This window comes from Adlercreutzia equolifaciens DSM 19450, assembly GCF_000478885.1.
In the GTDB taxonomy this organism is placed as follows: Bacteria; Actinomycetota; Coriobacteriia; order Coriobacteriales; family Eggerthellaceae; genus Adlercreutzia; species Adlercreutzia equolifaciens.
Genome location: NC_022567.1, coordinates 2,463,398 through 2,485,195, shown reverse-complemented (window position 1 = coordinate 2,485,195; position 21,798 = coordinate 2,463,398). Strand labels below are relative to the sequence as shown.

Sequence of the window (21,798 nt, the reverse complement as noted above, 5' to 3'; positions counted from 1 at the left end):
TCGACGTAGGTCGCGTCACCTCTCTTTTCGCGAAAGAGGCAGCATGATGTGTTCAGGTAACAGATGCTCTTGCGTGCGTATGGTGGTTCAGGCGCTTGTCCTGCTGGTGTTGCTGCTGGGGGCTTCGGGTTGCGTTGTCTGCATGGACGCAGTCGATAGCCGAAATGTGTATATTGCGGATCATGCAGAAATAGGAATTATAGAAACAAGATCCAACATAGATAAAAGCCGCATTGTTTTATATGATAAAGATCTTAATGAGATTGGGTCAGTGCCTCTTGATATTGCTGGGGTCGAGCAGGCGTGGGGCAATCTGCCCGTGGTGGGTACTTGTGTATATGTTGCACCCTATGGCAACTTCAAGGAGGGGCAAGGCCATGAGGTGCTTCAGATAGATAGAACCGATTTGTCGGTAACGCCTTTTGACGTCGATGAGAGGGTCTTGAATGGTGCAGCGGCGAGCGATCGATATGTCTTCGCCTTCAATGACCTGAATCTGACGAGCACTATTTCTCGCTGCAGCAAAGAGACAGGAGAGGTGAAAAAGGTCATCATTCCTGATGACCATGTGACGAGTGCGATCTTCGCCGAAGGTTCGCTGTGGGTATTTGCGCAGAGGCAGGGATCCACTGGGGAAGAAGAGGACCAGATAGGGCTGCTCTACCAATTCAGCGAAGAACTTGAGAAAATCGGTATTTACGATGTCAGCGCCTGCGGATCGGGGCAATACAGGGTTTTAGTCCACGAGGGGAAACTGTATTTCACGAGTCTCGAGAAAGCTCAGGGATGTGATTTGCGTCGTGTGGGAGTGTTCGATCTGGTTGAGGATGAATTGAGCTGGATTCAGCTCGAGAAGGACTACCCCAGTGCGATGGCCGTTTTCGACGGCAAGTTGCTTGTGTCTCATTGCGACGTAATTGCGGGGAGAAATACGTGCAGCTATCTTAGCGTTTGCGATCTTGCGGGCGGCAAAGTGGAGACTAGAAAGCTGGCTCATGATGTCACGGAGATGGTGGTGATCGGCACAAAACTGTATATGGCTAATAGCTGGGAACGGGAGTTGTATGCTTACGACGCCAATAGTTTTGAGCTTGAGAAAAGCGTGGTTGTAAGTTCCATGGACGACGATTACAGTTATTTATCGAATATTTTTTCAATGAATGATGCGGATTAGGTGATCTCGTTATAATTTTCGTCTGTCGTGTTTCAAGCGATGGGCAAAGGGGCTTGCTATGGAAACTTTCTCGCTTTCACGGTGGCGGTTGCAGTTGTCTTGGCCGGGCTGTGCGGGTGTGCAGTAGGGCATGCGGAGGTGCGTGTCGGCGAGGTGGACGCGCCCTTCGAGCTGTCGCCCTCGTTCCAGGCGGCGGGGAGTGCCTCTATCAAGCAGGAGCTCTCCGACGGCGGTGAGAGCTGCTGGTTGCTACTCACTTTCGACGACCTGCGTTACACCGTTGAGCTGGTTTCTATGGAGATGACGGTGCCGCCGTGGTCTTCTATGTAGGTGCAGACGGCTTCTTCGAATTCGCTGGCGCTGCCTGGGATGTTGTAGAACTGCTGGGCGTTCACGGCGTCGGCTATGACGGGTGAGCCGGTGCAGCCGATGGCTGTCGTGGGGTCGTAGGCGTCTAGGTCGATGACGAACTGGCTTGCCTGGCCGTTGAGCTCGTATTCTATGATAGTACGGTTGATCGCCGCTTCTTGGATCGCTATGGAACCCGAGAGCTCTGGTATGGCGTAGAAGGCGACGGCCAGCACAAGGCCCTCCTTGTCGCCGATGATCTCATTCTCCTTTCAACCATAGCGATTGCCGCCCTATCAGGCAAGCAACTGAAACTAACACGGCGGTTTCTGTGCGATACTGTGGCACAGAGTGCGATAAGGTTCGGCCGTGGTCGCAGTTGCAGGCTCGGAAAGGGGCGATGGTGCTGGCGGATTGGTGGGACAGGGTTACCGGGCGCGCGGGGAAGCGCGAGGTGTTTCCTTCTCGGTTCGGGGAGGCGACGGTGTATGCGATGCCTGCGGAGGACGGGTCGCTTGTGCGCATGCTGAACGTGGGCGGAGTGCTGCAGTCGGCGACCTATCTGGACGAACGTTGGGCAACGTGCCCCTTTGCGTACCTGCGATCCTTCGACCACCTCTTCGAGGCGGCGCTTCCCGAGGCGCCGGACCCGCTGGTTGTAAACCGCGCGCTCATGCTCGGCGGCGCCGGGTTCGCCTATCCCAAGCAGCTGCTGCTGGAGCATCCGGGCGTTGCTCTGGACGTGGTGGAAATCGATCCGGCCATGGTGCAGATCGCCCGGGAGCGTTTCTTCCTTGATCGTCTGGAGATGCAGCTGGCCGCCGAGGGTCGCGCCGACGATCTGCGCATCTTCGTGGAAGACGGCGAGGCGTTCCTGCGGCGGTCGGACGGTGCCCCCTACGATGTCATCATCAACGACGTCTTCGTCGGACGCGAGGCGGTGCCGTTCTTCGCTAGCGACGAGGGCATTGCTTGCGCCCGCGCGCGCTTGACGCCGGGCGGCCTGCTCATGGCTAACTGCGTCGTGGAATACACCGGCGATGCCATGTACCGCCTCTTCTCCCAGGTGGAACGCCTGCGCGATCACTTCGCCAACGTGTACGTCATCGACGCCTCCGACGACGAGTTCGGCGGCGCCGACAACTACCTCCTCATAGCCACCGACGGCTCCTACCCTTTCACAGGCGTCATCCCCTACGGGGATTAGGGGCAGCTGCACGATGATAGCCCGTCGATCAGGCGCTTCTCGTTCTCGGCGCGGCCCTCGACGATATAACGACGCAGGACGTCGGTGGCCCAGCGACGGAACTCAACGCCGCGCTGAGACTTCACGCGGTAGCCCACCGAGATGATGACGTCGAGGTTGTAGTATTCGACCTGCCGCTCTACCTCGCGATTCCCCTCTTTTTGAACTGTCGCAAATTTTGCGACAGTTGGTTTCGGTGAGTTCTCCAATTCCTCCTTAAGCGCGTTGGCGATATGCTTGCCAATGGTTTTGACATCGCGATCGAACAGGAGAGACATCTGAGAGCGGTTGAGCCAGATCTCGTCCTTTCCGACGTCAACCGCGACATCTAATCTCACCTCCCCATCGGAGGATTCGAAAAGGACGATGTTCGATGTGCTAGCTGCTTCAGACATGCTCAAGTCTCCTTTAGCTCCCGAGGCGGCAGGCGAGGTCGGCGCGGCGGTTGATGCCGAGCTTTCGATAGAGGTTGCGCACGTGGGTTTTCACGGTGTTGGGCGAGACGACGAGCTCCTCGGCGATTTGCGGTGCCGTGCGCCCTTCAACGAGGAGGCGCAGCACATCCTCTTCGCGGCGGGTGAGGTCGTAGGTGCGGGCGGCCTTGGCGCAGAGGGCTTCGATATCAGGCTCTTGCGGCACCTCCGGGTCGGCCAGCTGCGAGTCAGCGTAGCCGCTTTTCGCCAGTTGCAAACGATCTGCCTCGCGCTTCATGGCGGCTTCGCGCCAGTAACGACTTAGGAAAAAGGAGGCCAGTGCGGTTGCTGCCAGCAGCGCCGCTGAGGCGATCGCGGCCGTTTTGGATGCCTGAAATCCATCCAGTGCCGGCACGACAATGGAGAGCCCGATGCTCGCGACCGACCACAGTACCGCCAGCCGTGTGCTCACATCGTCGCTGCGTCGGCGAAAGCAAGCTTGCCCAACGGCCGCGCAGGCCGCGCCTACGCCGATTAGGGCGGAAAAGACGATAATGAAGCTGGCGAAGGGAATCACGGGTTCGGCTCCTTTTCCGATTGGATGCCTCTCACTTTATCTTATCGCAGGCGCTTGCCCTAGGGTGAAAAACCTCACCATTGCCCTTTGGCCTGATCCCATGCTAGTTTGGGCTCGGTAATCGAGCGAAAAGGAGCGAGCTATGGCCGAAGAAACGAGCTTGAAGGCGCCAGGGCCGAACCGGGCGATCCGCGTTGTTGTCGGCGTTGCGGCCATAGGAGTGCTTCTGGCGGCGCTCGCCTGGATGATTCCGCATTTTATCGCTCAGCCCGCACGCGCTACCTTAACCCAGGAGACGCCGACGGGGATGTCATCGGGTTACGCTCCCCATTGGAAGGCCGAGGAGATTGTGAAAGTTCCTTTTGGCGAGACCGTCGTGCTGGATGACTTGGACTGGGGAATGAAATACGACCTGGAGGCAAGCCCCTACCTGCAGGAGGACTGGGATTCCAAGACCGAAGCCGAGAGACAAGCCGCGATGGAAAGCGAGGGTTGGGATGAGGAGATCGCCCCGTTCTCGGCCCGCGTCGTCGATTGCGCCATGGTGTCTCAGGCGGCGTTTACGGAATGGTATCCGCTGTATGCCGAGACGAACCTCTCAGCAGGCTCGGGAATGCTGTTTGCCGACGAGGACGTTCGCATGGTGGTGGTCGATGTAGAAGTTGGCAACCTCGGCACCGAATCCGCGGCGCCGCCGAACCCTGTGCTGCGGTGTGCCGCCTTCACGGGCGATAACGCGATGATGGATGCCGGGATGCTTCCAGACAATTATGCTCAAGCAGCGCTGTATCCTCTTGGTGGCGATGACTTCATAGTGGGCCTTGCCGGCGGGTATGACACGCTGATGCCGGGTGAGACGCGCACGATCCGCTACGCCTTCGTCATTTACCGCAACAGCTTCGCCGAGCAGGACGGCATCGATAATGCCGATCTTTCGGCCATGGAAGTTGCGTATCTCGATTGCAGCCCGTGGCGCGTTATCGCCCTGAAGCTGGCGAACGCTCGCGATGCCGCCCAAGTGCACCCGCGCAACGCCTACACCGACGGGATCCTCGGGCGCTAGATTGGCGAGGCGCCTGCTCGACGTTCTTGTCCTGCGCGTTTCTTTGTAGCCCTCTTTCGCGGTCGAGGCGCTCTCTGGTTCGTGCTGCTTTTGTGGAAGGTGGGTGGGGCGTGCAACAAAGCGGGCTTCCCAAACGTCTAGTAGATAGAGAATCAGAGCAGAACGAGCGCGAGGAGGCTGACGTGCACAAGTTGAGCGACATTATGGCCGTTATGGGGCTAGCCGTCGTGTTCGTGGGCATTGCGATGTTCATCGCCTGCTGGGGATAGGCCGCCGGCCGCTTGTTTCCCGTAACCGCTGCATAACGAGGGCTTATCGGGTTGGCAGACGTTGCGTCAGTTGGTCATGGTTTCACAGAGCGCCCCTTTACACTGGATGCCGAGACACGCGTTCAGGGAAAAGGAGGCCGGCCATGGGAGACGAAAAACGCCATGTAGATCACCTGGAAGAGGCCGCGCGCAAGGCCGAGGCCGACCTGCGGGACGACCTTGAGAAGGCCGTGGAATTCGAAAAGGCCGACGTGGCTGAAACTCATCGCGAATGGCACGATCAGCTGCACAACGATCATGCCGAGTTGGTGGCCGACGTTGCTCGCGACAAAGAAGAGATCCGCGAGGCTTTAGACGACGCGCGCCACCCCGAGCGCATCGTGCATGCGGCCGAGGAAAAGCTCGCCCACGCCGCCGACGAGGCCCGCGATGTCGTGCGCGCCGTGGAGCACCCGAGCGTCATTGTCGATGACGCTAAGGAGGCTCTAGCCGAGAAAAAGCACGCCCTTGATGAGACCGCGGCCACTATCGCTGCCGAATTCACCAGCCCCGCCGACAAGAAGCGCCTGCCGGTGGTGCTGCGCGTGTTCGGCGTGCTGCTCATTATCGGCTCGGGCGTCGCGCTGCCGGTCATCGCGAAGACCATGTATCAGGCTGTGACCATGTTCGACTCTGGGGCTATGCGCGGGGAGGGCATCTCCACCATCGTGGTGACCTTCGTGAATCTGGCCGTGCTGGTGGCCCTCGCCGTCACGCTCATTGTGTTCGGCGTGCGCCTCATCCGCAACCAGCGGCGCTGGGCGGCGCTGCTCTCCTACGGGTTGTACGTGCTCCTTCTGGCCGGGGCCCTGTGCTCCATCATGCTGGCCGGCATCGGCTACGAGCTTATTCCCTACGGCGTCGGTTTCGCGGTCACCGTGGCGCTGCAAAGCTACCTCGACCCCTCGCTGCTCGAAGAACGCCGCGCCCATCGCAAGGCCCGCGAGGCCGAGGAGCACGCGGAGGGGGAGGCCGGCACGCTCGGTCGCGACCCCTCGGGCAAGGGCTACATCACGCTGAACTTCTTCAACCTGTTCTGGATCTTCGTTGTGGCCAGCGTGCTGGGGCTGCTCATGGAGGAGATCGTCCACTTTCTGTTCGTGGTGCCGGGCCAGTGGCAGGACCGCGCGGGCCTGCTGTTCGGCCCGTTCTCGCCCATCTACGGGTGCGGCGCGGTGCTCATGACCATCTTTCTCAACCGCTTCCACAAAAGCAACTGGCTTGTCATCTTCCTTGTGGCGGCTGTCATCGGCGGCGCGTTCGAGGCGTTCGTAAGCCTGTTCATGCAGTACGCGTTCGGCGCGGTGGCCTGGGATTACTCCAACATGCCCGGATCGTTGTTCGGCGGCCGCACGTGCCTGCCGTTCATGGCCTGCTGGGGGCTGCTCGGCGTGGTGTGGATAAAGCTGCTGTTGCCGTTCATGCTGCGGCTCGTGAATTTCATCCCGTGGAACTGGCGCTACGTGCTCACCACCGCGTGCGCCGTGCTCATGCTGGTGGATGCCGTCATGACCCTGCAGGCCCTCGACTGCTGGTACATGCGCCTGTCCCATGACCCGGTGGACACGCCCATCCAGCAGTTCTACGATCACGAGTTCGGCGACGCTTACATGGCCGACCGCTTCCAATCCATGACCATCCACCCCGCCGACGCCGTGCGCGGGAAGTAGGGGCGCCGTAAGCCTGGGGATGCGCGGCCATGCGGGGATCCGAGTGAAGTGCGGGGTGGGCCGACGGTGCCCACCTACAGAGTTGCGTTGAATGCGGCGAAGGCGCCTTCGAGGCACGGAGCGACCAGGCGCACGAGATCTTCCTTGTGCCCCGGGCGGTAGAGCAAATCCAGGTCCAGGGTAAGTTCTTCGCCGACGAGGGGAATGATGGCCGCATCGGGGTTTTGGGCGATGGCGGGTAGAATGGAAGTCCGGGGCGAGAGATAGAGGTCGGTACCCATGGCATCAATGGCCCGGATGATGTCGTACTCGCTGTTGGCGGGGTAGGGTGCGGTCGTGTAGGTTATTTCGGCCTCATCGAGCAACTGGCTGAAAACGTGCCAGTAAGGTGAGAAATCGGGGCCGGTAAAGTGCACGAAACGGCCGTTCTGGAGCGCGTCAGCGGTGAGAAGCGGCTCATGGGCAAGGGGATGGTCGCGTCGCACGATGAGAGACACGGGGACATGACCCAGACGGATGCTCTCCATGTTTTCGTAGGACTCCCTGGTGCTGGCAACGGAGGAGAGAAGCAGGGCGCAATCGGTCTCATCGCTCTGCAACGCCTCGACTTGCTCGAGGAGCGAGGCGCTCGTATTGCGCTCGACCCGCAGGGTAACGGTGGGATCGGTGGCACGCAAGCGAGTTTCCGCATTAAGGATGTAAGGATAAAACGAAGGGTGCCCGACGATGCCGCTGATACGCAGGTGGCGCTCTCCGGAAAAAAGACGCTGGAGATGCTCCCGGGAGAGGGAGAACTGCTCCCAAAGTTGCTCGGCGTAATCGAGAAGGAAGGCTCCGGCATCGGTGAGATAGACGGCGTGGCGATCGCGCTTGAATAAGGCCGTGCCGTAGAACTGCTCGAGTGCGGCAATGTGGCGGCTGAGTGCCGATTGCGAGATGTGCAGATCTGCTGCGGCCTCGCGAAAATTCAAGTGGCGTGCGAGGATGGCGAATTCTCGTAGATGCTCTATTTCCATATCCCCTCTTTCCCTCAACCATGAACAGTATGCCATAGGGCTCCGTTCGGTGGCGCGGCTTCATGGGATTGGTGATGCAAATATAACATCACCGTAGGAGGCGAGCGCATGAGGCTAGGCGGCTGCGCAACAGGGCGTCGTGGTCTGCGTAAAGGCTAGAAAGAATGCACCACCATCGCTGGGAGCAGCGCGATAGACTGATTGCACAATCCGCTAGACGAGTGCCGCTCTCAGCATTGTAGCCGACCGGTCCGATTTGCTGGGAGGAGATGCGTGAGTACGGGCTCGGATCCATGCGGGAAAACCCCACGAGGAAAGAGAAGGAGGAGAAATGGGCTCATTGAACTTGTCCCGACGGAGCTTCCTGAAAACGGCGGCGGTCACGGCAGTTGCGGCGAATCTTGTTCTGAATGCGGAAAGCGCTCTGGCCGAAACTTCGCACACTGCCGCAGATGGTGTGGGCGAAGTCAAACGCATTCGCAGTTGCTGTCGCGGATGCGGGAAGATGGAGTGCGGTGTGTGGGTGACCGTGGCGAACGGCCGGGCCGTAAAGATCGAGGGCGACGAGACAGCGCCCCACACCATGGGCAGCTGCTGCAACAAGTCGGTCGCGTCGCTGCAGGCGTGCTACCATCCTGACCGCCTGTACCATCCAATGAAGCGTACCAACCCCAAGGGAGAGGATCCAGGCTGGGTGCGCATTAGCTGGGATGAGGCACTGGACATCATTGTGGCCGGCGTTCAGCAGGTAAAGGACAAATACGGTGGCCAGTCGCTGTTCACCATGGGAGGCACGGGGCGTATCTGGAGCATGTCCCCCTACAACGGCTATGATAGCTGGTTCATGACCCCTAACAACGTGGTGGCATGGCAGGTGTGTAAGGGACCGCGCCACTTTGCTTCGGCACTCACCTCCGAATTCAACCACAGTTGGTCGGCCACGGTGGAACGGCCTCCAGTGTTCACCATCTGGGCCTCCACGCCCGAGGGCTCCAACTATGATGAGGCAGGCCGCTCGGTAGTTGATGAGGCCATGCAGGCTCAGACATTTATCTCGGTGGATCCGCGCACAACAAACCTGGGCAAGGAGGCGGACATTCATCTGGCGCTGAAGGGCGGAACCGACGCAGCGCTCGCCCTGGCCATGTGTCACGTGATCATCGAGAATGACCTGGTGGATTGGAAGTTCGTGAAGCGCTGGACCAATGCGTGCTTCCTTGTGGTAGATGATAAGGAGCCCTCGGGACCGCCCATTCCTCATACGTACAATGCCACAACAATGGTGAAGACCAAGTTGTTGACCCAGGCAGATCTGCAGGAAGACGGAAGTCCCTGGAAGTACATGGTGTGGGACAAGGCGTCCAATTCGTTGAAGTGGTTCAACGCTTCGGCCGACCAGGCAAAGGCCAATCCCGACTACGATCCCGCCACCGATCCGGAGTGCGGCATCTGGGAAGGGGAGAAGCCCTACAAGCGCTATGACGGATCCGGCTTCGAGGAGCATTGGTCAAAGGAGAACTTCCCGGGTCAATGGGGAGAGGCGAACGTGCGGGAGGGCCACATGCAGGCGTGGTCTCCCGAGCTAGATGATTTCGAGTCCATTGATCCTGCTACCGAGGGGACATTCGAAGTAACTTTCGCCGATGGCACGAAGCACACAGCCATTCCCGTTTGGCAGAAGTTCGCTGAACGTTGCGCTGAATATGCGCCCGAGAAATCGGAATCCATCACCGGAGTTCCTGCGGAAAAGGTGACCGAAGCGGCCCTTGTGTACGGCACGCGGGTAGATCCGCGTTGGGGCAATGGCGGTATCATGTACCAGTTGGCGGTAGAGCATCACGGCAATGCCATCATGAATTGCCGGGCCATCGAGCTGCTCACCGCTATTACCGGGAACACCGACGGCCCCGGCGGTCAGCGCGGCTCCACGAAGATAGACGTCACGTATATGGGCTCTTTCGACAGCCTTCCCCAATCGCCCCTGTTGGATAACCCGAAGTTCCATCCGGAAATTATGGAGAAGCAACTGGGGCGCGACACGCATCCGCTGTTCGCGTGGTGGACGAACTGGGCGAACGCCAATACGGTTTGGGAGGCGGGCGTCACGGGCGAGCCTTATCCGGTGAAGGGATGCGTGTGCCAGTCTGGAGACTTTCTGAACATGGGCAATACCACGATGGCGTGGGACACCCTTGCCCAGCTGGACTTCATGTTCGACATCGACCTGTGGCACCATCCCACCGCTGAAATGGCCGATGTTCTGTTGCCAGCTCAGCACTGGCTGGAGGTGCCCTCGCCGCGCCAGAGCCAGGGGTCGGGTGGCGCGCTGGGACTGTGCGTACCTTGCGTGGAGCCTCCAGCCGATACGCGTTACGATCCGCAGATCGTCGAGGATCTGTACGAGCGCGCGGGGCTACCCTGGGGTTGGGACGAAGACAACCCTTATCCCACGATGGAGGAGATTCTCGACCACACTGTGCGCAAAGTGGGTCCGTCGTGGAAGGCATTGGTTGAGGAATTCCAGGAAAACGGCTGGTGGGACGTGAAGAAGCTGCGTCCAGACGACTGGGGCACCTACTATCGATTCCAGACTGGCTTTATGAAGAAGTCGATGGCGGAAGACCCCACCCCATCGAATGTTATTCCGGGATTCAACACGCCCACCATGAAGCAGGAAATTTGGTGCACCATTATGGAGACCTACCATGGTGCTGAGGATGCGCTACCCGATTATCGTCCCCACCCCGACACGATGGACAAGAATCCCGAGCTTTGGAAAGAGTATCCCGTGCATTGCCTGACGGGGCGTCGCATCCCCGTGTACTTCCACAGCGAGCATCGCCAGCTGCCCTGGTGCCGCGAGGTGTGGCCGGTGCCGCGCGTGGAAATCAACCCAGAAGATGCGGCCGACTGGGGCGTCGAGCAGGGCGATTGGGTGTGGATCGAGAGCCCCCAAGGCAAGATTCGCCAAACAGTCGATCTCTACTATGGTATTCCGCGCGGCGTCATCAACGCCGAGCATATGTGGTGGTATCCGGAAATGCCCGCTCCCGAGCACGGCTGGCGGCTCTCGGCGGTCAATCAGCTGGTCAACAACGATATCGATGACCCCCATTGCGGTGCGTCGGTGGTGCGCGGCTATCCCGTGAAGGTGTACAAGGCCACTCCAGAGAATTCGCCGTTCGGCAATCCATGTCCCTGCTCCGATGACGGGGTGGAGATCATTCATGATGCCAACGACCCGCGCTTGAAGGACTGGGCGCCGGTTTACGAAGGGAGGGACGAGCGATGACTCGATACGCCATTGCGGTGGACTGCAACCGATGCGTGGGCTGCATGGCCTGCAACGGTGCGTGCAAAATGGTAAACAATGTGCCCATCGGCAGCTTCTGGAACAAGGTGCTGCGCATCGGCCCCAATGAGCCGGGCCAGGACGAGGTGCCGAGCCACGATTTCTACTTCCTTCCCATACAGTGCCAGCACTGCGAGAACCCCGAATGCGTGAAGGTGTGCCCCACGGGCGCCAGCCATAAGCTGCCTGATGGTACGGTGCAGATTGACAAGGACAAGTGCATTGGCTGCCAGTTCTGCGCCATGAGCTGCCCCTACGGTGTGCGCTACCTGAACGAGGAAGAGCGCGTCGTGGAGAAGTGCACCCTCTGCGAGCAGCAGATCGCCCAGGGCGAGTTGCCCCAGTGCGTGACGAATTGCGTGGGCATGGCCAAATGGTTCGGCGATTTGGACGAGGGCATCGAGAGCTTCCGCGGGCCTTGTGGGAAAACGATGGGCGACTTCTGCGAGCCCTTCGACGGAGAGCACGATGTGCATACGCTGACTGATGTGGGGAATAGGCCGTCGTTCCTCTATATCCTGCGCGACCACACCTGGCGGGGAAAGGAGTAGGCAATGGAAATGCAATGGCCCCTTATTCTGTTCACGCTGTTCATGGCGTGGTCGGCCGGTGTATTTGGAACGGCAGCGATGCTTGCCTTGGCAGGTGGCGGCAAGCGGGTGCAAATGCCCGCGCTGGTGACGTCGGTCGTGCTGCTGGCCGTGGGCGGCATCGCGGTGTTCTTCCATCTGGAGCACTGGGATCGCATCTTCAACGGCTTCGGCAACCCCACGTCGGGCATTACCCAGGAGCTTATCGTCATCGTGCTGATGGCGGTGGTGATGGTGGTGTACTTCGTGTACCTGCGCAAGCCGGAGCCTGTGGTGCCCCGGTGGCTGGCGGTGGCCGCGATCGTGGTGTCGGTGGCGCTTGTGGTGGTGATGAGCCACTCTTACAACATGGCGGCCCGTCCGGCCTGGGATTCGCCCCTGCTTTGGCTGGCCTACCTGGGTAACGCCGCCCTCTTCGGCCCGCTGACGGTGACGCTCTTGGCTGCGTTCTTCCCCGATGCGGAAGGTGTTCCTGAGGATGCCCCGGAAGCCGTTTCGACGGAAGCGGTCGCGCGAGCGGGATCGGTGCTCGCCACCAGCGGTGTGGTCGGTGCCGTCGCCAACGCCGTGCTCTCGGTGGCATGGGGCGCGTCGGTCGTGATGAGCGCGGCGTCCTTTACCGAGGTGGGTCTGTATTGGGATCCGACCCATCCCAACTATCCCATCGCCAATCCTGCTGAGGCGGCGAACATTCTGTCCGGAGAAGCATCGCTTCTGTTCTGGATAGGTGTGGTGGTCATCGGCTGCGCGGTACCGGTCGTATGCGCGGTTCTCGGCCGTCGCAAGGGTGCGCCCGCGGTGCCCCTCGCCGGCGTCGGCCTCGCCTGCGCGATCGTGGGTGCCGTGTGCCTGCGCATGGTGTTCTACTCGGCGGGTGCATCGGTGTTCATGTTCTACTAAAAGCCGCTTTTCGCAGGGCACCTTTCCCCAAACCCCCTTGCAAACGGGTGCGCTGCGGAAGCGAGCCGATAGAAAATCGGGCCCCTGGGACGTCGTATGACGCTCCGGGGGCCCGCTGCTTTTTCGCTCCGAACTGCGGCATTGGGGCGTTCCTCGGTTTTTCCGATGGCATTGGCTGGGTACTTCCTATAACGGGTGCGGGCTTGGTGCCCCTCTAATGGGCGAACCCCACCAACGACGCGGTGGCGGCGAAGATCGCGGAGTTGGAAGGCGGCGCGGCGGCCATGCTCACCTCCTCGGGCCAGGCGGCGAACTTCTTCGCGGTGTTCAACATCGCCGGCGCGGGCGATCACGTGGTGGCCTCGTCGGCCATCTACGGGGGCACCTACAACCTGCTCGCCCACACCATGGGCCGCATGGGCCTGGAGTGCACCTTCGTCGATCCGCACTGCACCGACGAGGAGCTCAAAGCCGCCTTCCGGCCCAACACGAAGTGCGTCTTCGGCGAGACCATCGCGAACCCGGCGCTGGCGGTGCTCGACATCGAGCGCTTCGCGGCGGCGGCCCACGCTCACGGCGTGCCGCTCATCGTGGACAACACCTTCCCCACGCCGGTGCTGTGCCGCCCCATCGAGTGGGGCGCCGACATCGTGACCCACTCCACCACCAAGTACATGGACGGCCACGGCGCTTCCGTCGGAGGCGTCATCGTGGATGCGGGCCGCTTCGACTGGAGCGCCCACGCCGACAAGTTCCCGGGGCTCACGACGCCCGACGAGAGCTACCACGGCGTGGTGTACGCCGAGCGCTTCGGTCTGGAGGGCGCCTACATCACCAAGGCGACGGCCCAGCTCATGCGCGATCTGGGCTCCATCCAGTCGCCGCAGAACGCCTTCCTCATCAATTTGGGGCTTGAGAGCCTGCATCTGCGCATGGCCCGGCACGCCGAGAACGGGCGCGCGGTGGCCGAGCACTTGGCGGCCCACCCGAAGGTGGCCTGGGTGCGCCATCCCTCGCTTGCCGGCGACTCCGAGGCGGCGCTGGCGGCGAAGTACCTGCCGGACGGATCCTGCGGCGTGGTGAGCTTCGGCGTGGCCGGCGGGCGCGCGGCGGCCGAGACGTTCATGAAGAACCTGCGCCTGGCCCAGATCGCCACCCATGTGGCCGACGCGCGCACCTGCGTGCTTCACCCGGCCAACGCCACGCACCGGCAGATGAACGACGCGGAGCTTGAGGCGGCCGGCATCAGCGCCGACCTCATCCGCCCGTTGCGGTTACTGCTGTTAAACCTCATGCCCATCTTCCTCAACCGCTTCCACAAAAGCAATTGGCTCGTCATCTTCCTCGTGGCGGCGGTCATCGGCGGTGCGTTCGAGGCGTTCGTAAGCCTGTTCATGCAGTATGCGTTCGGTGCTGTGGCCTGGGATTACTCCAACATGCCCGGCTCGCTGTTCGGCGGTCGCACGTGCCTTCCGTTCATGGCCTGCTGGGGTCTGCTCGGCGTGGTGTGGATAAAACTGCTGTTGCCGTTCATGCTGAGGCTCGTGAACCTCATCCCGCGGAACTGGCGCTACGTGCTCACCACCGCGTGCGCCGTGCTCATGCTGGCCGACGCCGTCATGACCCTGCAGGCCCTCGACTGCTGGTACATGCGCCTGTCCCACGACCCCATCGACACGCCCATCCAGCAGTTCTACGATCACGAGTTCGGCGATACCTGCATGGCCGACCGCTTCCAATCGATGACCATCGTGCCCTCGGACGCGGTGCGCGGGTAGAAGGACGACAACGAAACGGGCGGCGCGCTTGGCGGCCGCCCGTTCGCGTGCAGGGCGCGGGGAGGGAAGGCGCCCTATCGGAATAAGTGGGGATGAGGAGCTACTCCTTGCCGCCGAGCACCTGGCCGATGGTGTAGCCCATCAGGCAGTTGCGCGTGTGCGAGAGGCAGTTCAGGTGGTGCGGATAGGTGTTGTAGAACATGCCGCCGGACACGATGCCTGCCGCGAACAGGCCCTCGATGGGCTGGCGATCCTTGTCGAGCACGCGGCACTCGGTGTCGACGATGAGACCGCCCGTGGTGCACAGGCCGTCGGCGAACTCCTTGGTGGCGTAGAACGGCGGCTGATCGATGGTCATCATCATGGAGCCGGGCATGTCGAAGTCGGTGTCGGCGCCGGCGGCGCACATCTCGTTCCAGTGGTTGATAGTCTCCACGAAGGTGTCGGCGGGCACTTCCATGAGCTCGGCCAGCTCTTCCAGGGTGTCGGCCTTGAAGGCGTTCTCGCTCTGGGCAGCAGCTACCCACTGCTCCTTGGGCCCGTAGCAGGAAGAACTCGGCGTCCAAACCTTGTCGATCTTGGTGTCCAGGGCGCTGTCCACGATGTAGAAATCGTAGGTGCCGGGCTGGTACTGGATGGCCATGGCCAGCTGGCCGTAAGGGTCGTACTCCGGGGTGAACCTCTTGCCGAGCTTGTTCACGCGCACGAAGGGCATGAGCTGCTCGGGATCGAGCATGATGGACTGCGGGAACTCATCCTCGGCAGCGCCGACGGCCACGCCCATTTGAAGGCCATCGCCCGTGTTGCCGAAGGCGCCGGTGAGCCAGCGGCCCGGCACGCTGCGCGGGCGGCAGCGCTCTTTCAGCATCTGCTGGTTGAACTCGTAGCCGCCGGTGGCCAGCACGACGCCCTTGGCGCAGTTGTACTGCTCGTACCCGTCGGCGCTCTTCACGATGACGCCGGTCACGGAGCCCGCGTCGTCGGCCACCAGTTGGCAGGCCGGGGTCTCGTAGCGGATCTCGACGCCGGCCTCGGTGAGGATGCCAGCGAGGATATCGGCCAGCTCACCGGGAGGGTAGGGGAGATTCAGCGAGGTGTTCCACGAGCGGCTGAGCGCCGTGGGGTCGTACTGCTCGCGGAAGTCGGGGAAGTCGCCGGCGGCGAAGGTGAGGGGGTAGTCGTTGAAGTCTTGGTTGTCGAAGTGGCTGATGTACCAGTTCACGGCTTCGCCGTTCTTTTCGAGGTAGTGTTGGTACAGCGTCATGTCCGCCTGGAACGAGCAGCCGATCATGGCGTCGGACATCCACTCGGTGGTGTCGTACTCCATGCCCCAGAACTTGTGCAGCTCGGAATTGGTGCCGCCGATGGTGGCCGAGTTGTAGTTGCCGCGGTTCTGCTTCTCCACGGCCACGGTTTTCAGGCCCTGCTCGGCGCAGGCCAGGGCGGCAGCGTCGCCGGCCGGTCCCAGGCCGCAGACGACGACGTCCACGTCGTGGGTGGCGACGATCTCATCGGCGGCGATGGGCTCTGCCACGAAAGCGACCACTCCCTCGCCGGCCGAGCCCACTTCCACTTCCTCCACCACGGGCCAGACGGCCTTGGCGGGATCGGTGGTCTGCATGGCGCCGCCGGTCGCCGCATCGTCGGCGGCTATGGTCTCGCCTGCGACTTCGGCCTGGGTCTTGGGCGCGCAACCCGCAAGGCCTGCGAGGGCGGCGGCCCCGGCGGCGACGGCCGCGCCGGAGAGGAAGCCGCGCCGGCTCACGGAAGGCGCCGCGGCGGGGTTCGAGCTGCCCGTTGGGCACGGGGCGGACGGGGTGCTGGGTTGGGTGCATTCGGTCATGATGTTCCCTCCATCGTGTCTCTCGGCGTCGGGTGCCGGCCCTTTGCCGGAGCCTCAACGCGGTGGCCCTATCTTTGCTCGCCAGGTGCGCTAACCCCATCTACCGAAACGGTAGATATTTGAGAAAACGCAGGTCAAAGTCATGTCGTCTCCCGTGGTTGTTCGTGATGGCCGCACTGATCTGTGCGATACTTACTCCCGTTCAAGAGAGGAGCGTGTGGTGGCTGGGGCTGTGCTAAATGAACGAGAAGGTGCCGAGGCGGTGCGGGGCGCCCACCGCGTGGGCTGGGGCCGGGCGGTGTTCGGCTCGGCCTGTCTGTGGGCTTGGGGGTTTCTGGCGTATCTGAGCCCCGTGCTCATTCCCGCCGAGCGACCGGTCGGCGGCGTCGGCATCGAAGTCGGTTTCTTCGTCTCCCAAGGTGCGGTGGTGGTTGCCGCTGTGGCCATCGTCCTCGCTTTGCGGAAGCATTCCGTCGCGGTGGGGCGCGGCGTGCTGCTGGCGTGTGCCTCGCTGCTCGCGCTGGCGAGCGCGCTGCTTCCGCTGACGGTGGCGATCGACGCGCCATGGCCCCTCGTCGGCTGCGGGGCGATATGCGGGGTGGCGGGAACGCTGCTCGGCTGCGCCTGGGGCGCCCGCTACTCCTTGGAGTCGAGGGATGTGTCGGCAGTCGTCATGGTCTCGTTCCTCGTGGCCTATGGGATCTATTTCGTAATTCTCTTGCTTTACGTCGCAACGCCCTTTGTCGTGGCGGCCCAGGTCGTTGTTGTCTTTCTGCCCATAGCTTCCTGGGGCCTCTGGTTCTGGGATGCCTCGGCACGTTCGGGGCTTGCTCCCGAGGTGTTCCCCTCCTCTGCTCTCTCCACCGACATAGCGGGTTCGCCGGGTTCCTCCGGGAAGGCTCCCGGTGAGGTGACGGCCGGCTCGCGCGAGCTGCATGCGCTTCCGTGGCGCTCGCTGGGGGTGATTGCCGTGGCGGCCCTTGTGGGCAACGTGATGGCCTCGGTCATCATGGGCACTTCCTACGAGGGGGCCGACAGCCTTTACCCGGGCGGCATCGCTCTTTGCGCCTGCATCGCCACCATGGCGCTCGTGCCCCTGACGGCTGAGCGGGCGGCCTTCTCCGTAGCGCAGCTGTATCGCATCACCGTCACCTTCAGCGTCGTGGGTCTTGTGGCCATTCTGGTGCTCGGCGCGGCGGCGGTGCCGGTCGGAGGGGCGCTCGTTCAGGGCTGCACGCTGTTCTTCCAGCCGCTCGTCTATGTGGTGGTGACGCGCAGCACCCGTCTTCGGGGCTTGTCCCCCTTGGTGGCTTTCGGTGTGGGCCAAGCGCTGATCAGCGCCGTGGTGCTCGCGGGGAACCTCGTCGGCAAGCTGCTGTTTCAGATGGCGGGAGAGACGCCCTTGCTACTGTCTGCCGTATGCGGCGCCGGTGTGCTCGCGCTGTTCTTCATGGTGGTGGCCCGAGCCGCGCAGGTGGGGGAAGAGGGGAACGAGGAGAAAGACGGCGGTACGGAAGAAACGGAAGCCGAAACGAGAGGCGCCGATCGGGTTAAGGCTGCTGCTGCTGGACGCGGCTCTTCTGGTGTTGCGGCAGGAGAACGGCTCTTTGAGGACGGCGGCACCACCGAGGCTGCAACGCTGCCGAATGGTGATTGTGCCGCTGGCGTCGGAGCGCAGGGAGAAGATTCCGCCGCTGTTTTTGCGCGGGCAGTAGGACTAACGGCCCGCGAGACGGAGATCCTCTCACTGCTGGTGCGCGGTCGCACCCTTCCTTACATCGCCAACGAGCTGTTCGTGACCACGGGCACCGTGAAGACCCACGTGCGCCACATCTACGAGAAGGCCCTGGTCAACAACCGACAGGAACTCCTCGACAAGGTGGAGGCCCGCTAGACATATCTCCCGAAATCAGGCGGTCGCGACCTTCTTTGGGCGGCCAGCGGTTCGGGGGCTATTGAAATAGTCTATGACATCGTCGGCTGACACAAGGCGGGCGCTGCCGACTTTCTCGGTTCTCAGGATGCCGTCGCGAATCATAGCGTGTATACGCGAAGTGCTGACATCGAGGGTATCCGCCGCCTCCTGAACGGTCATGGTGGCGAGGGGAGGCGTGTCGGCATCGCACTCCACGGCAACGGCGATGGCTTTGCCATTTGCGGGTGCGGGATGGTCCATCCGAGGCTCCGGCAAGGGTCGCCCTTCGCGAAGCGCCTGGGAAATCCAGAGGGTCAGCAGATCTTGTGCCATGAAGGCCGCATCGAACAACGTGTCCCCCTGGGTGCAGATGCCCAGGTCGGGAAACTCAGCTTCCCACCCGCCGCTCCACGGGGTGAGGATGGCTTCGTAGAGAAACTTCATAGGTCGCTTCCTCTCTATTGGGTGAAGTATTAGAGAAGCCCTAGCTTTTCTTTGATGGCTCGCTCGACCCCCGGCGAAAGATCTCCGGGGTGGCGGGGGATAGGAAACTCTTCGCCAGCCGCATTCGCGAAGATGTCATGTCTCGCCCCGTGTCTGACGAAGCGGCCGCCCATTTTCTTGGTGAGCCGTATCGCTTCTCTAGCTGTCATGGGCATGTCTCTCGACCTCCTGCATGGCACAATTTATTGTAACAATTAGTAACAATAAATGCAAGCACTGCCGTCTTCTCAAAGCGAATTAGAGCAAACAAATGTTCTTAGAACAATAGTTCATTTCAGAATAATCGAGGAGGTCTTAGCGGAAGGCCCTCGGTTTTTCCGATGACGTTCGCTGGGGACTTCCTATAACCGGGGTGGCGCTAGTGCTCCTATAATGGGCGAACGAAAAAAGCGAGACCCTGAAGGAGTCCTGAATGAGCGAGCGGATTGGAACGACCTGCGTGCAAGGCGGGTGGCGGCCCGGCGACGGCGAGCCGCGCCAGGTGCCCATCTACCAGAACACCACCTGGAAGTACGACACGAGCGAGCACATGGGGCGCCTGTTCGATCTGGAGGAGTCCGGCTACTTCTACACGCGGCTGGCGAACCCCACCAACGACGCGGTGGCGGCGAAGATCGCCGAGCTGGAAGGCGGCGCGGCGGCCATGCTCACCTCCTCGGGCCAGGCGGCGAACTTCTTCGCGGTGTTCAACATCGCCGGCGCGGGCGATCACGTGGTGGCCTCGTCGGCCATCTACGGGGGCACCTACAACCTGCTCGCCCACACCATGGGCCGCATGGGCCTGGAGTGCACCTTCGTCGATCCGCACTGCACCGACGAGGAGCTCAAAGCCGCCTTCCGGCCCAACACGAAGTGCGTCTTCGGCGAGACCATCGCGAACCCGGCGCTGGCGGTGCTCGACATCGAGCGCTTCGCGGCGGCGGCCCACGCTCACGGCGTGCCGCTCATCGTGGACAACACCTTCCCCACGCCGGTGCTGTGCCGCCCCATCGAGTGGGGCGCCGACATCGTGACCCACTCCACCACCAAGTACATGGACGGCCACGGCGCTTCCGTCGGAGGCGTCATCGTGGATGCGGGCCGCTTCGACTGGAGCGCCCACGCCGACAAGTTCCCGGGGCTCACGACGCCCGACGAGAGCTACCACGGCGTGGTGTACGCCGAGCGCTTCGGTCTGGAGGGCGCCTACATCACCAAGGCGACGGCCCAGCTCATGCGCGATCTGGGCTCCATCCAGTCGCCGCAGAACGCCTTCCTCATCAATTTGGGGCTTGAGAGCCTGCATCTGCGCATGGCCCGGCACGCCGAGAACGGGCGCGCGGTGGCCGAGCACTTGGCGGCCCACCCGAAGGTGGCCTGGGTGCGCCATCCCTCGCTTGCCGGCGACTCCGAGGCGGCGCTGGCGGCGAAGTACCTGCCGGACGGATCCTGCGGCGTGGTGAGCTTCGGCGTGGCCGGCGGGCGCGCGGCGGCCGAGACGTTCATGAAGAACCTGCGCCTGGCCCAGATCGCCACCCATGTGGCCGACGCGCGCACCTGCGTGCTTCACCCGGCCAACGCCACGCACCGGCAGATGAACGACGCGGAGCTTGAGGCGGCCGGCATCAGCGCCGACCTCGTGCGCCTGTCCTGCGGCATCGAGGACGCCGCCGACCTCATCGCCGACATCGACCAGGCCCTGGCTGCCGTGGAATAGGAGGACGCATGCCCATTCGCATTCCCGATGCGCTGCCGGCCACGGCGGCGCTTGAGGCCGAGAACATCTTCGTCATGACCGAGCATCGCGCCATGCACCAGGACATCCGCCCGTTGCGGCTGCTGCTGCTGAACCTCATGCCCACCAAGATCACCACGGAGACCCAGATTCTGCGGAAGCTGTCGAACACGCCCCTGCAGGTTGAAGTGGAGCTTCTGCAAACCGCGAGCCACGACTCGAAGAACACGGCCGCCGAGCACCTGGAGACCTTCTACACCACCTTCGACGCAGTGCGCGACGAACACTTCGACGGCCTCATCATCACCGGTGCGCCGGTGGAGCGTCTGGAATTCGAAGAAGTGGACTACTGGCCGGAACTCTGCGAGATCATGGAGTGGTCGAAGACCCACGTGCACTCCACGCTGCACATCTGCTGGGGCGCCCAGGCCGGCATCTACTACCACTACGGCGTGCCCAAGCACGAGCTGCCCGAGAAGATGTTCGGCGTGTTCCCCCACGAGGTGGTCAAGCGCACGTCGCCGCTCGTGCGCGGGTTCGACGAGACGTTCTTCGCGCCCCACTCGCGCTTCACCGAGGTGCGGGCCGCCGACATCGAGGCGCATCCCGCACTTGAGCTGATCGCCGTGTCCGACGAGGCGGGCGTGTACGTGGCGAAGTCCACCGACTCGCAGAACTTCTTCGTGTTCGGTCACCCCGAGTACGACCGCGAGGCGCTGAAAGCGGAATACGACCGCGACATCGCCAAGGGGATGGGCATCGCCGTGCCGGCCCATTACTTCCCCGACGATGACCCGGCGCGCGAGCCGGTTTCCACGTGGTTCTCCTGCGCCCAGTTGCTCTACACCAACTGGCTGAACTACTATGTGTACCAAACGACCCCCTACGACATCACCCGCGCCGGCGATAGGGAATAGGGGAGATGGGCGTTCGGGCAGCTTCCGTCTGCGCGAATGAGCAAACGAGGGTACTTCTCGTAGTTTTCTGCAGGGCGATTTCTGTTGCTGGTGCTATTTCACCTGGTGGGGGATTAGCTGTAGAGTGATTTCGCTATCGGCGACTACGAGAAGTAGGCCATTTTGCCCATTTCGAAGGACTCGGGCTTTTCGGTTGTCCGAAAAGGTAGGCAGCGAGACGCGTTTTTGAAAGGTGGAAATCTGTGGCAATCGATCCAAAGAACGACCCCCACGCTCGCATCGTGGTGAAGCCGCTGCCGAGCCAGCAGGCGAAAGGGCGCGACGCAGCCGCCGGATCGGGGCATCTGCGTCCTGCGGCCTCCGGCGACCCCTTCGTTCGCGCGGAAAACGAGGACGACGACGGCTACGACCCCTATTCCGACCGTCCCGCCGAGCACGAGCCTCTGTTCTCGGAAGACCCCTGGAATTAG

19 protein-coding genes and 1 pseudogene are annotated in these 21,798 nt (G+C 62.1%); 13 read left to right on the top strand and 7 right to left on the bottom strand.

What is annotated here, in order from left to right:
* The first annotated feature begins 43 nt into the window (after positions 1-43).
* A complete protein-coding gene (locus tag AEQU_RS10015) occupies positions 44-1,174 on the top strand; it encodes a hypothetical protein (protein ID WP_041714694.1) in 1,131 nt (376 codons plus the stop codon).
* Positions 1,175-1,446: 272 nt separating this feature from the next.
* Here AEQU_RS10015 and AEQU_RS10010 read toward each other — a convergent pair whose 3' ends face one another.
* Positions 1,447-1,758 carry a hypothetical protein gene (locus AEQU_RS10010; RefSeq protein WP_022741020.1) on the bottom strand — a complete coding sequence of 104 codons (312 nt, stop codon included), beginning with the start codon at positions 1,756-1,758 and terminating at the stop codon, positions 1,447-1,449.
* Between the two features lie 164 nt (positions 1,759-1,922).
* On the opposite strand from AEQU_RS10010, the gene AEQU_RS10005 reads away from it, so the two are divergent.
* Positions 1,923-2,729 (top strand): spermidine synthase, encoded by an 807-nt coding sequence (locus tag AEQU_RS10005; RefSeq protein WP_051353429.1) that lies wholly within the window; start codon positions 1,923-1,925, stop codon positions 2,727-2,729.
* On the opposite strand, the gene AEQU_RS10000 is transcribed toward AEQU_RS10005, so the two are convergent.
* On the bottom strand, positions 2,726-3,163 hold the full coding sequence (locus tag AEQU_RS10000) for a virulence RhuM family protein (RefSeq protein WP_022741014.1): 438 nt from the start codon (positions 3,161-3,163) through the stop codon (positions 2,726-2,728). The two genes, AEQU_RS10005 and AEQU_RS10000, sit on opposite strands and share 4 nt — an antisense overlap.
* Before the next feature lie 13 nt (positions 3,164-3,176).
* Positions 3,177-3,758: a response regulator transcription factor gene (locus AEQU_RS12970; protein WP_022741011.1), complete on the bottom strand. Its 582-nt coding sequence runs from the start codon at positions 3,756-3,758 to the stop codon at positions 3,177-3,179.
* Positions 3,759-3,900: 142 nt separating this feature from the next.
* On the opposite strand from AEQU_RS12970, the gene AEQU_RS09990 reads away from it, so the two are divergent.
* Together AEQU_RS09990 and AEQU_RS09985 are read left to right on the top strand one after the other, a co-directional pair.
* A complete protein-coding gene (locus AEQU_RS09990; protein ID WP_022741007.1) occupies positions 3,901-4,821 on the top strand; it encodes a hypothetical protein in 921 nt (306 codons plus the stop codon).
* Between the two features lie 412 nt (positions 4,822-5,233).
* Entirely contained in the window at positions 5,234-6,799 is a 1,566-nt protein-coding gene (locus tag AEQU_RS09985) for a putative ABC transporter permease (protein ID WP_022741001.1), read from the top strand.
* Positions 6,800-6,873: 74 nt separating this feature from the next.
* Here AEQU_RS09985 and AEQU_RS11980 read toward each other — a convergent pair whose 3' ends face one another.
* Positions 6,874-7,815 carry a LysR family transcriptional regulator gene (locus tag AEQU_RS11980; protein WP_022740998.1) on the bottom strand — a complete coding sequence of 314 codons (942 nt, stop codon included), beginning with the start codon at positions 7,813-7,815 and terminating at the stop codon, positions 6,874-6,876.
* 331 nt (positions 7,816-8,146) lie between these two features.
* On the opposite strand from AEQU_RS11980, the gene AEQU_RS09975 reads away from it, so the two are divergent.
* The 5 genes and pseudogenes from AEQU_RS09975 to AEQU_RS13060 all read left to right on the top strand — a co-directional run bounded on the left by AEQU_RS09975 (position 8,147) and on the right by AEQU_RS13060 (position 14,435).
* Positions 8,147-11,107, top strand: a complete 2,961-nt coding sequence (locus AEQU_RS09975) for a molybdopterin-containing oxidoreductase family protein (RefSeq protein WP_022740995.1) — start codon at positions 8,147-8,149, stop codon at positions 11,105-11,107.
* Positions 11,104-11,718: a 4Fe-4S dicluster domain-containing protein gene (locus AEQU_RS09970; protein ID WP_022740991.1), complete on the top strand. Its 615-nt coding sequence runs from the start codon at positions 11,104-11,106 to the stop codon at positions 11,716-11,718. Before AEQU_RS09975 ends, AEQU_RS09970 begins: the two co-directional genes overlap by 4 nt.
* Before the next feature lie 3 nt (positions 11,719-11,721).
* Positions 11,722-12,657, top strand: a complete 936-nt coding sequence (locus tag AEQU_RS09965) for a dimethyl sulfoxide reductase anchor subunit family protein (RefSeq protein WP_022740987.1) — start codon at positions 11,722-11,724, stop codon at positions 12,655-12,657.
* A gap of 221 nt (positions 12,658-12,878) precedes the next feature.
* A pseudogene (locus tag AEQU_RS13065) lies at positions 12,879-13,922 on the top strand (O-acetylhomoserine aminocarboxypropyltransferase/cysteine synthase family protein); the annotation flags it as partial.
* Positions 13,923-13,949: 27 nt separating this feature from the next.
* A complete protein-coding gene (locus tag AEQU_RS13060; protein ID WP_280508361.1) occupies positions 13,950-14,435 on the top strand; it encodes a putative ABC transporter permease in 486 nt (161 codons plus the stop codon).
* 100 nt (positions 14,436-14,535) lie between these two features.
* Here the strand turns inward: AEQU_RS13060 and AEQU_RS09955 are convergent, their stop codons facing one another.
* Positions 14,536-16,278, bottom strand: coding sequence for an FAD-dependent oxidoreductase (locus AEQU_RS09955; RefSeq protein ID WP_022740981.1), 1,743 nt, complete (start codon positions 16,276-16,278; stop codon positions 14,536-14,538).
* Between the two features lie 220 nt (positions 16,279-16,498).
* Here AEQU_RS09955 and AEQU_RS09950 point away from each other — a divergent pair, with 220 nt between their 5' ends.
* A complete protein-coding gene (locus AEQU_RS09950; RefSeq protein ID WP_022740979.1) occupies positions 16,499-18,172 on the top strand; it encodes a response regulator transcription factor in 1,674 nt (557 codons plus the stop codon).
* 15 nt (positions 18,173-18,187) lie between these two features.
* Here the strand turns inward: AEQU_RS09950 and AEQU_RS11975 are convergent, their stop codons facing one another.
* Both AEQU_RS11975 and AEQU_RS13160 read right to left on the bottom strand, forming a co-directional pair.
* Entirely contained in the window at positions 18,188-18,637 is a 450-nt protein-coding gene (locus tag AEQU_RS11975; protein WP_022740978.1) for a type II toxin-antitoxin system HicB family antitoxin, read from the bottom strand.
* Between the two features lie 29 nt (positions 18,638-18,666).
* Entirely contained in the window at positions 18,667-18,846 is a 180-nt protein-coding gene (locus AEQU_RS13160) for a type II toxin-antitoxin system HicA family toxin (protein WP_161959486.1), read from the bottom strand.
* 263 nt (positions 18,847-19,109) lie between these two features.
* On the opposite strand from AEQU_RS13160, the gene AEQU_RS09935 reads away from it, so the two are divergent.
* The 3 genes from AEQU_RS09935 (at position 19,110) to AEQU_RS09925 (ending at position 21,798) form a co-directional block, all read left to right on the top strand.
* Positions 19,110-20,393, top strand: a complete 1,284-nt coding sequence (locus AEQU_RS09935) for an O-acetylhomoserine aminocarboxypropyltransferase/cysteine synthase family protein (protein WP_022740977.1) — start codon at positions 19,110-19,112, stop codon at positions 20,391-20,393.
* An 8-nt stretch (positions 20,394-20,401) separates the two neighbouring features.
* A complete protein-coding gene (gene metA, locus AEQU_RS09930) occupies positions 20,402-21,328 on the top strand; it encodes a homoserine O-acetyltransferase MetA (RefSeq protein WP_022740976.1) in 927 nt (308 codons plus the stop codon).
* Between the two features lie 242 nt (positions 21,329-21,570).
* Positions 21,571-21,798 carry a hypothetical protein gene (locus AEQU_RS09925; protein ID WP_022740975.1) on the top strand — a complete coding sequence of 76 codons (228 nt, stop codon included), beginning with the start codon at positions 21,571-21,573 and terminating at the stop codon, positions 21,796-21,798.

What these genes read in the sequence shown, in the direction of transcription:
- AEQU_RS10015 (WP_041714694.1), top strand. Translation starts at nt 44, where the DNA reads ATGATGTGTTCAGGTAACAGATGCTCTTGCGTGCGTATGGTGGTTCAG.
- AEQU_RS10005 (WP_051353429.1), top strand. Translation starts at nt 1,923, where the DNA reads ATGGTGCTGGCGGATTGGTGGGACAGGGTTACCGGGCGCGCGGGGAAG.
- AEQU_RS10000 (WP_022741014.1), bottom strand. Translation starts at nt 3,163, where the DNA reads ATGTCTGAAGCAGCTAGCACATCGAACATCGTCCTTTTCGAATCCTCC.
- AEQU_RS09990 (WP_022741007.1), top strand. Translation starts at nt 3,901, where the DNA reads ATGGCCGAAGAAACGAGCTTGAAGGCGCCAGGGCCGAACCGGGCGATC.
- AEQU_RS09985 (WP_022741001.1), top strand. Translation starts at nt 5,234, where the DNA reads ATGGGAGACGAAAAACGCCATGTAGATCACCTGGAAGAGGCCGCGCGC.
- AEQU_RS11980 (WP_022740998.1), bottom strand. Translation starts at nt 7,815, where the DNA reads ATGGAAATAGAGCATCTACGAGAATTCGCCATCCTCGCACGCCACTTG.
- AEQU_RS09975 (WP_022740995.1), top strand. Translation starts at nt 8,147, where the DNA reads ATGGGCTCATTGAACTTGTCCCGACGGAGCTTCCTGAAAACGGCGGCG.
- AEQU_RS09970 (WP_022740991.1), top strand. Translation starts at nt 11,104, where the DNA reads ATGACTCGATACGCCATTGCGGTGGACTGCAACCGATGCGTGGGCTGC.
- AEQU_RS09965 (WP_022740987.1), top strand. Translation starts at nt 11,722, where the DNA reads ATGGAAATGCAATGGCCCCTTATTCTGTTCACGCTGTTCATGGCGTGG.
- AEQU_RS13060 (WP_280508361.1), top strand. Translation starts at nt 13,950, where the DNA reads ATGCCCATCTTCCTCAACCGCTTCCACAAAAGCAATTGGCTCGTCATC.
- AEQU_RS09955 (WP_022740981.1), bottom strand. Translation starts at nt 16,278, where the DNA reads ATGACCGAATGCACCCAACCCAGCACCCCGTCCGCCCCGTGCCCAACG.
- AEQU_RS11975 (WP_022740978.1), bottom strand. Translation starts at nt 18,637, where the DNA reads ATGAAGTTTCTCTACGAAGCCATCCTCACCCCGTGGAGCGGCGGGTGG.
- AEQU_RS13160 (WP_161959486.1), bottom strand. Translation starts at nt 18,846, where the DNA reads ATGACAGCTAGAGAAGCGATACGGCTCACCAAGAAAATGGGCGGCCGC.
- AEQU_RS09935 (WP_022740977.1), top strand. Translation starts at nt 19,110, where the DNA reads ATGAGCGAGCGGATTGGAACGACCTGCGTGCAAGGCGGGTGGCGGCCC.
- metA (WP_022740976.1), top strand. Translation starts at nt 20,402, where the DNA reads ATGCCCATTCGCATTCCCGATGCGCTGCCGGCCACGGCGGCGCTTGAG.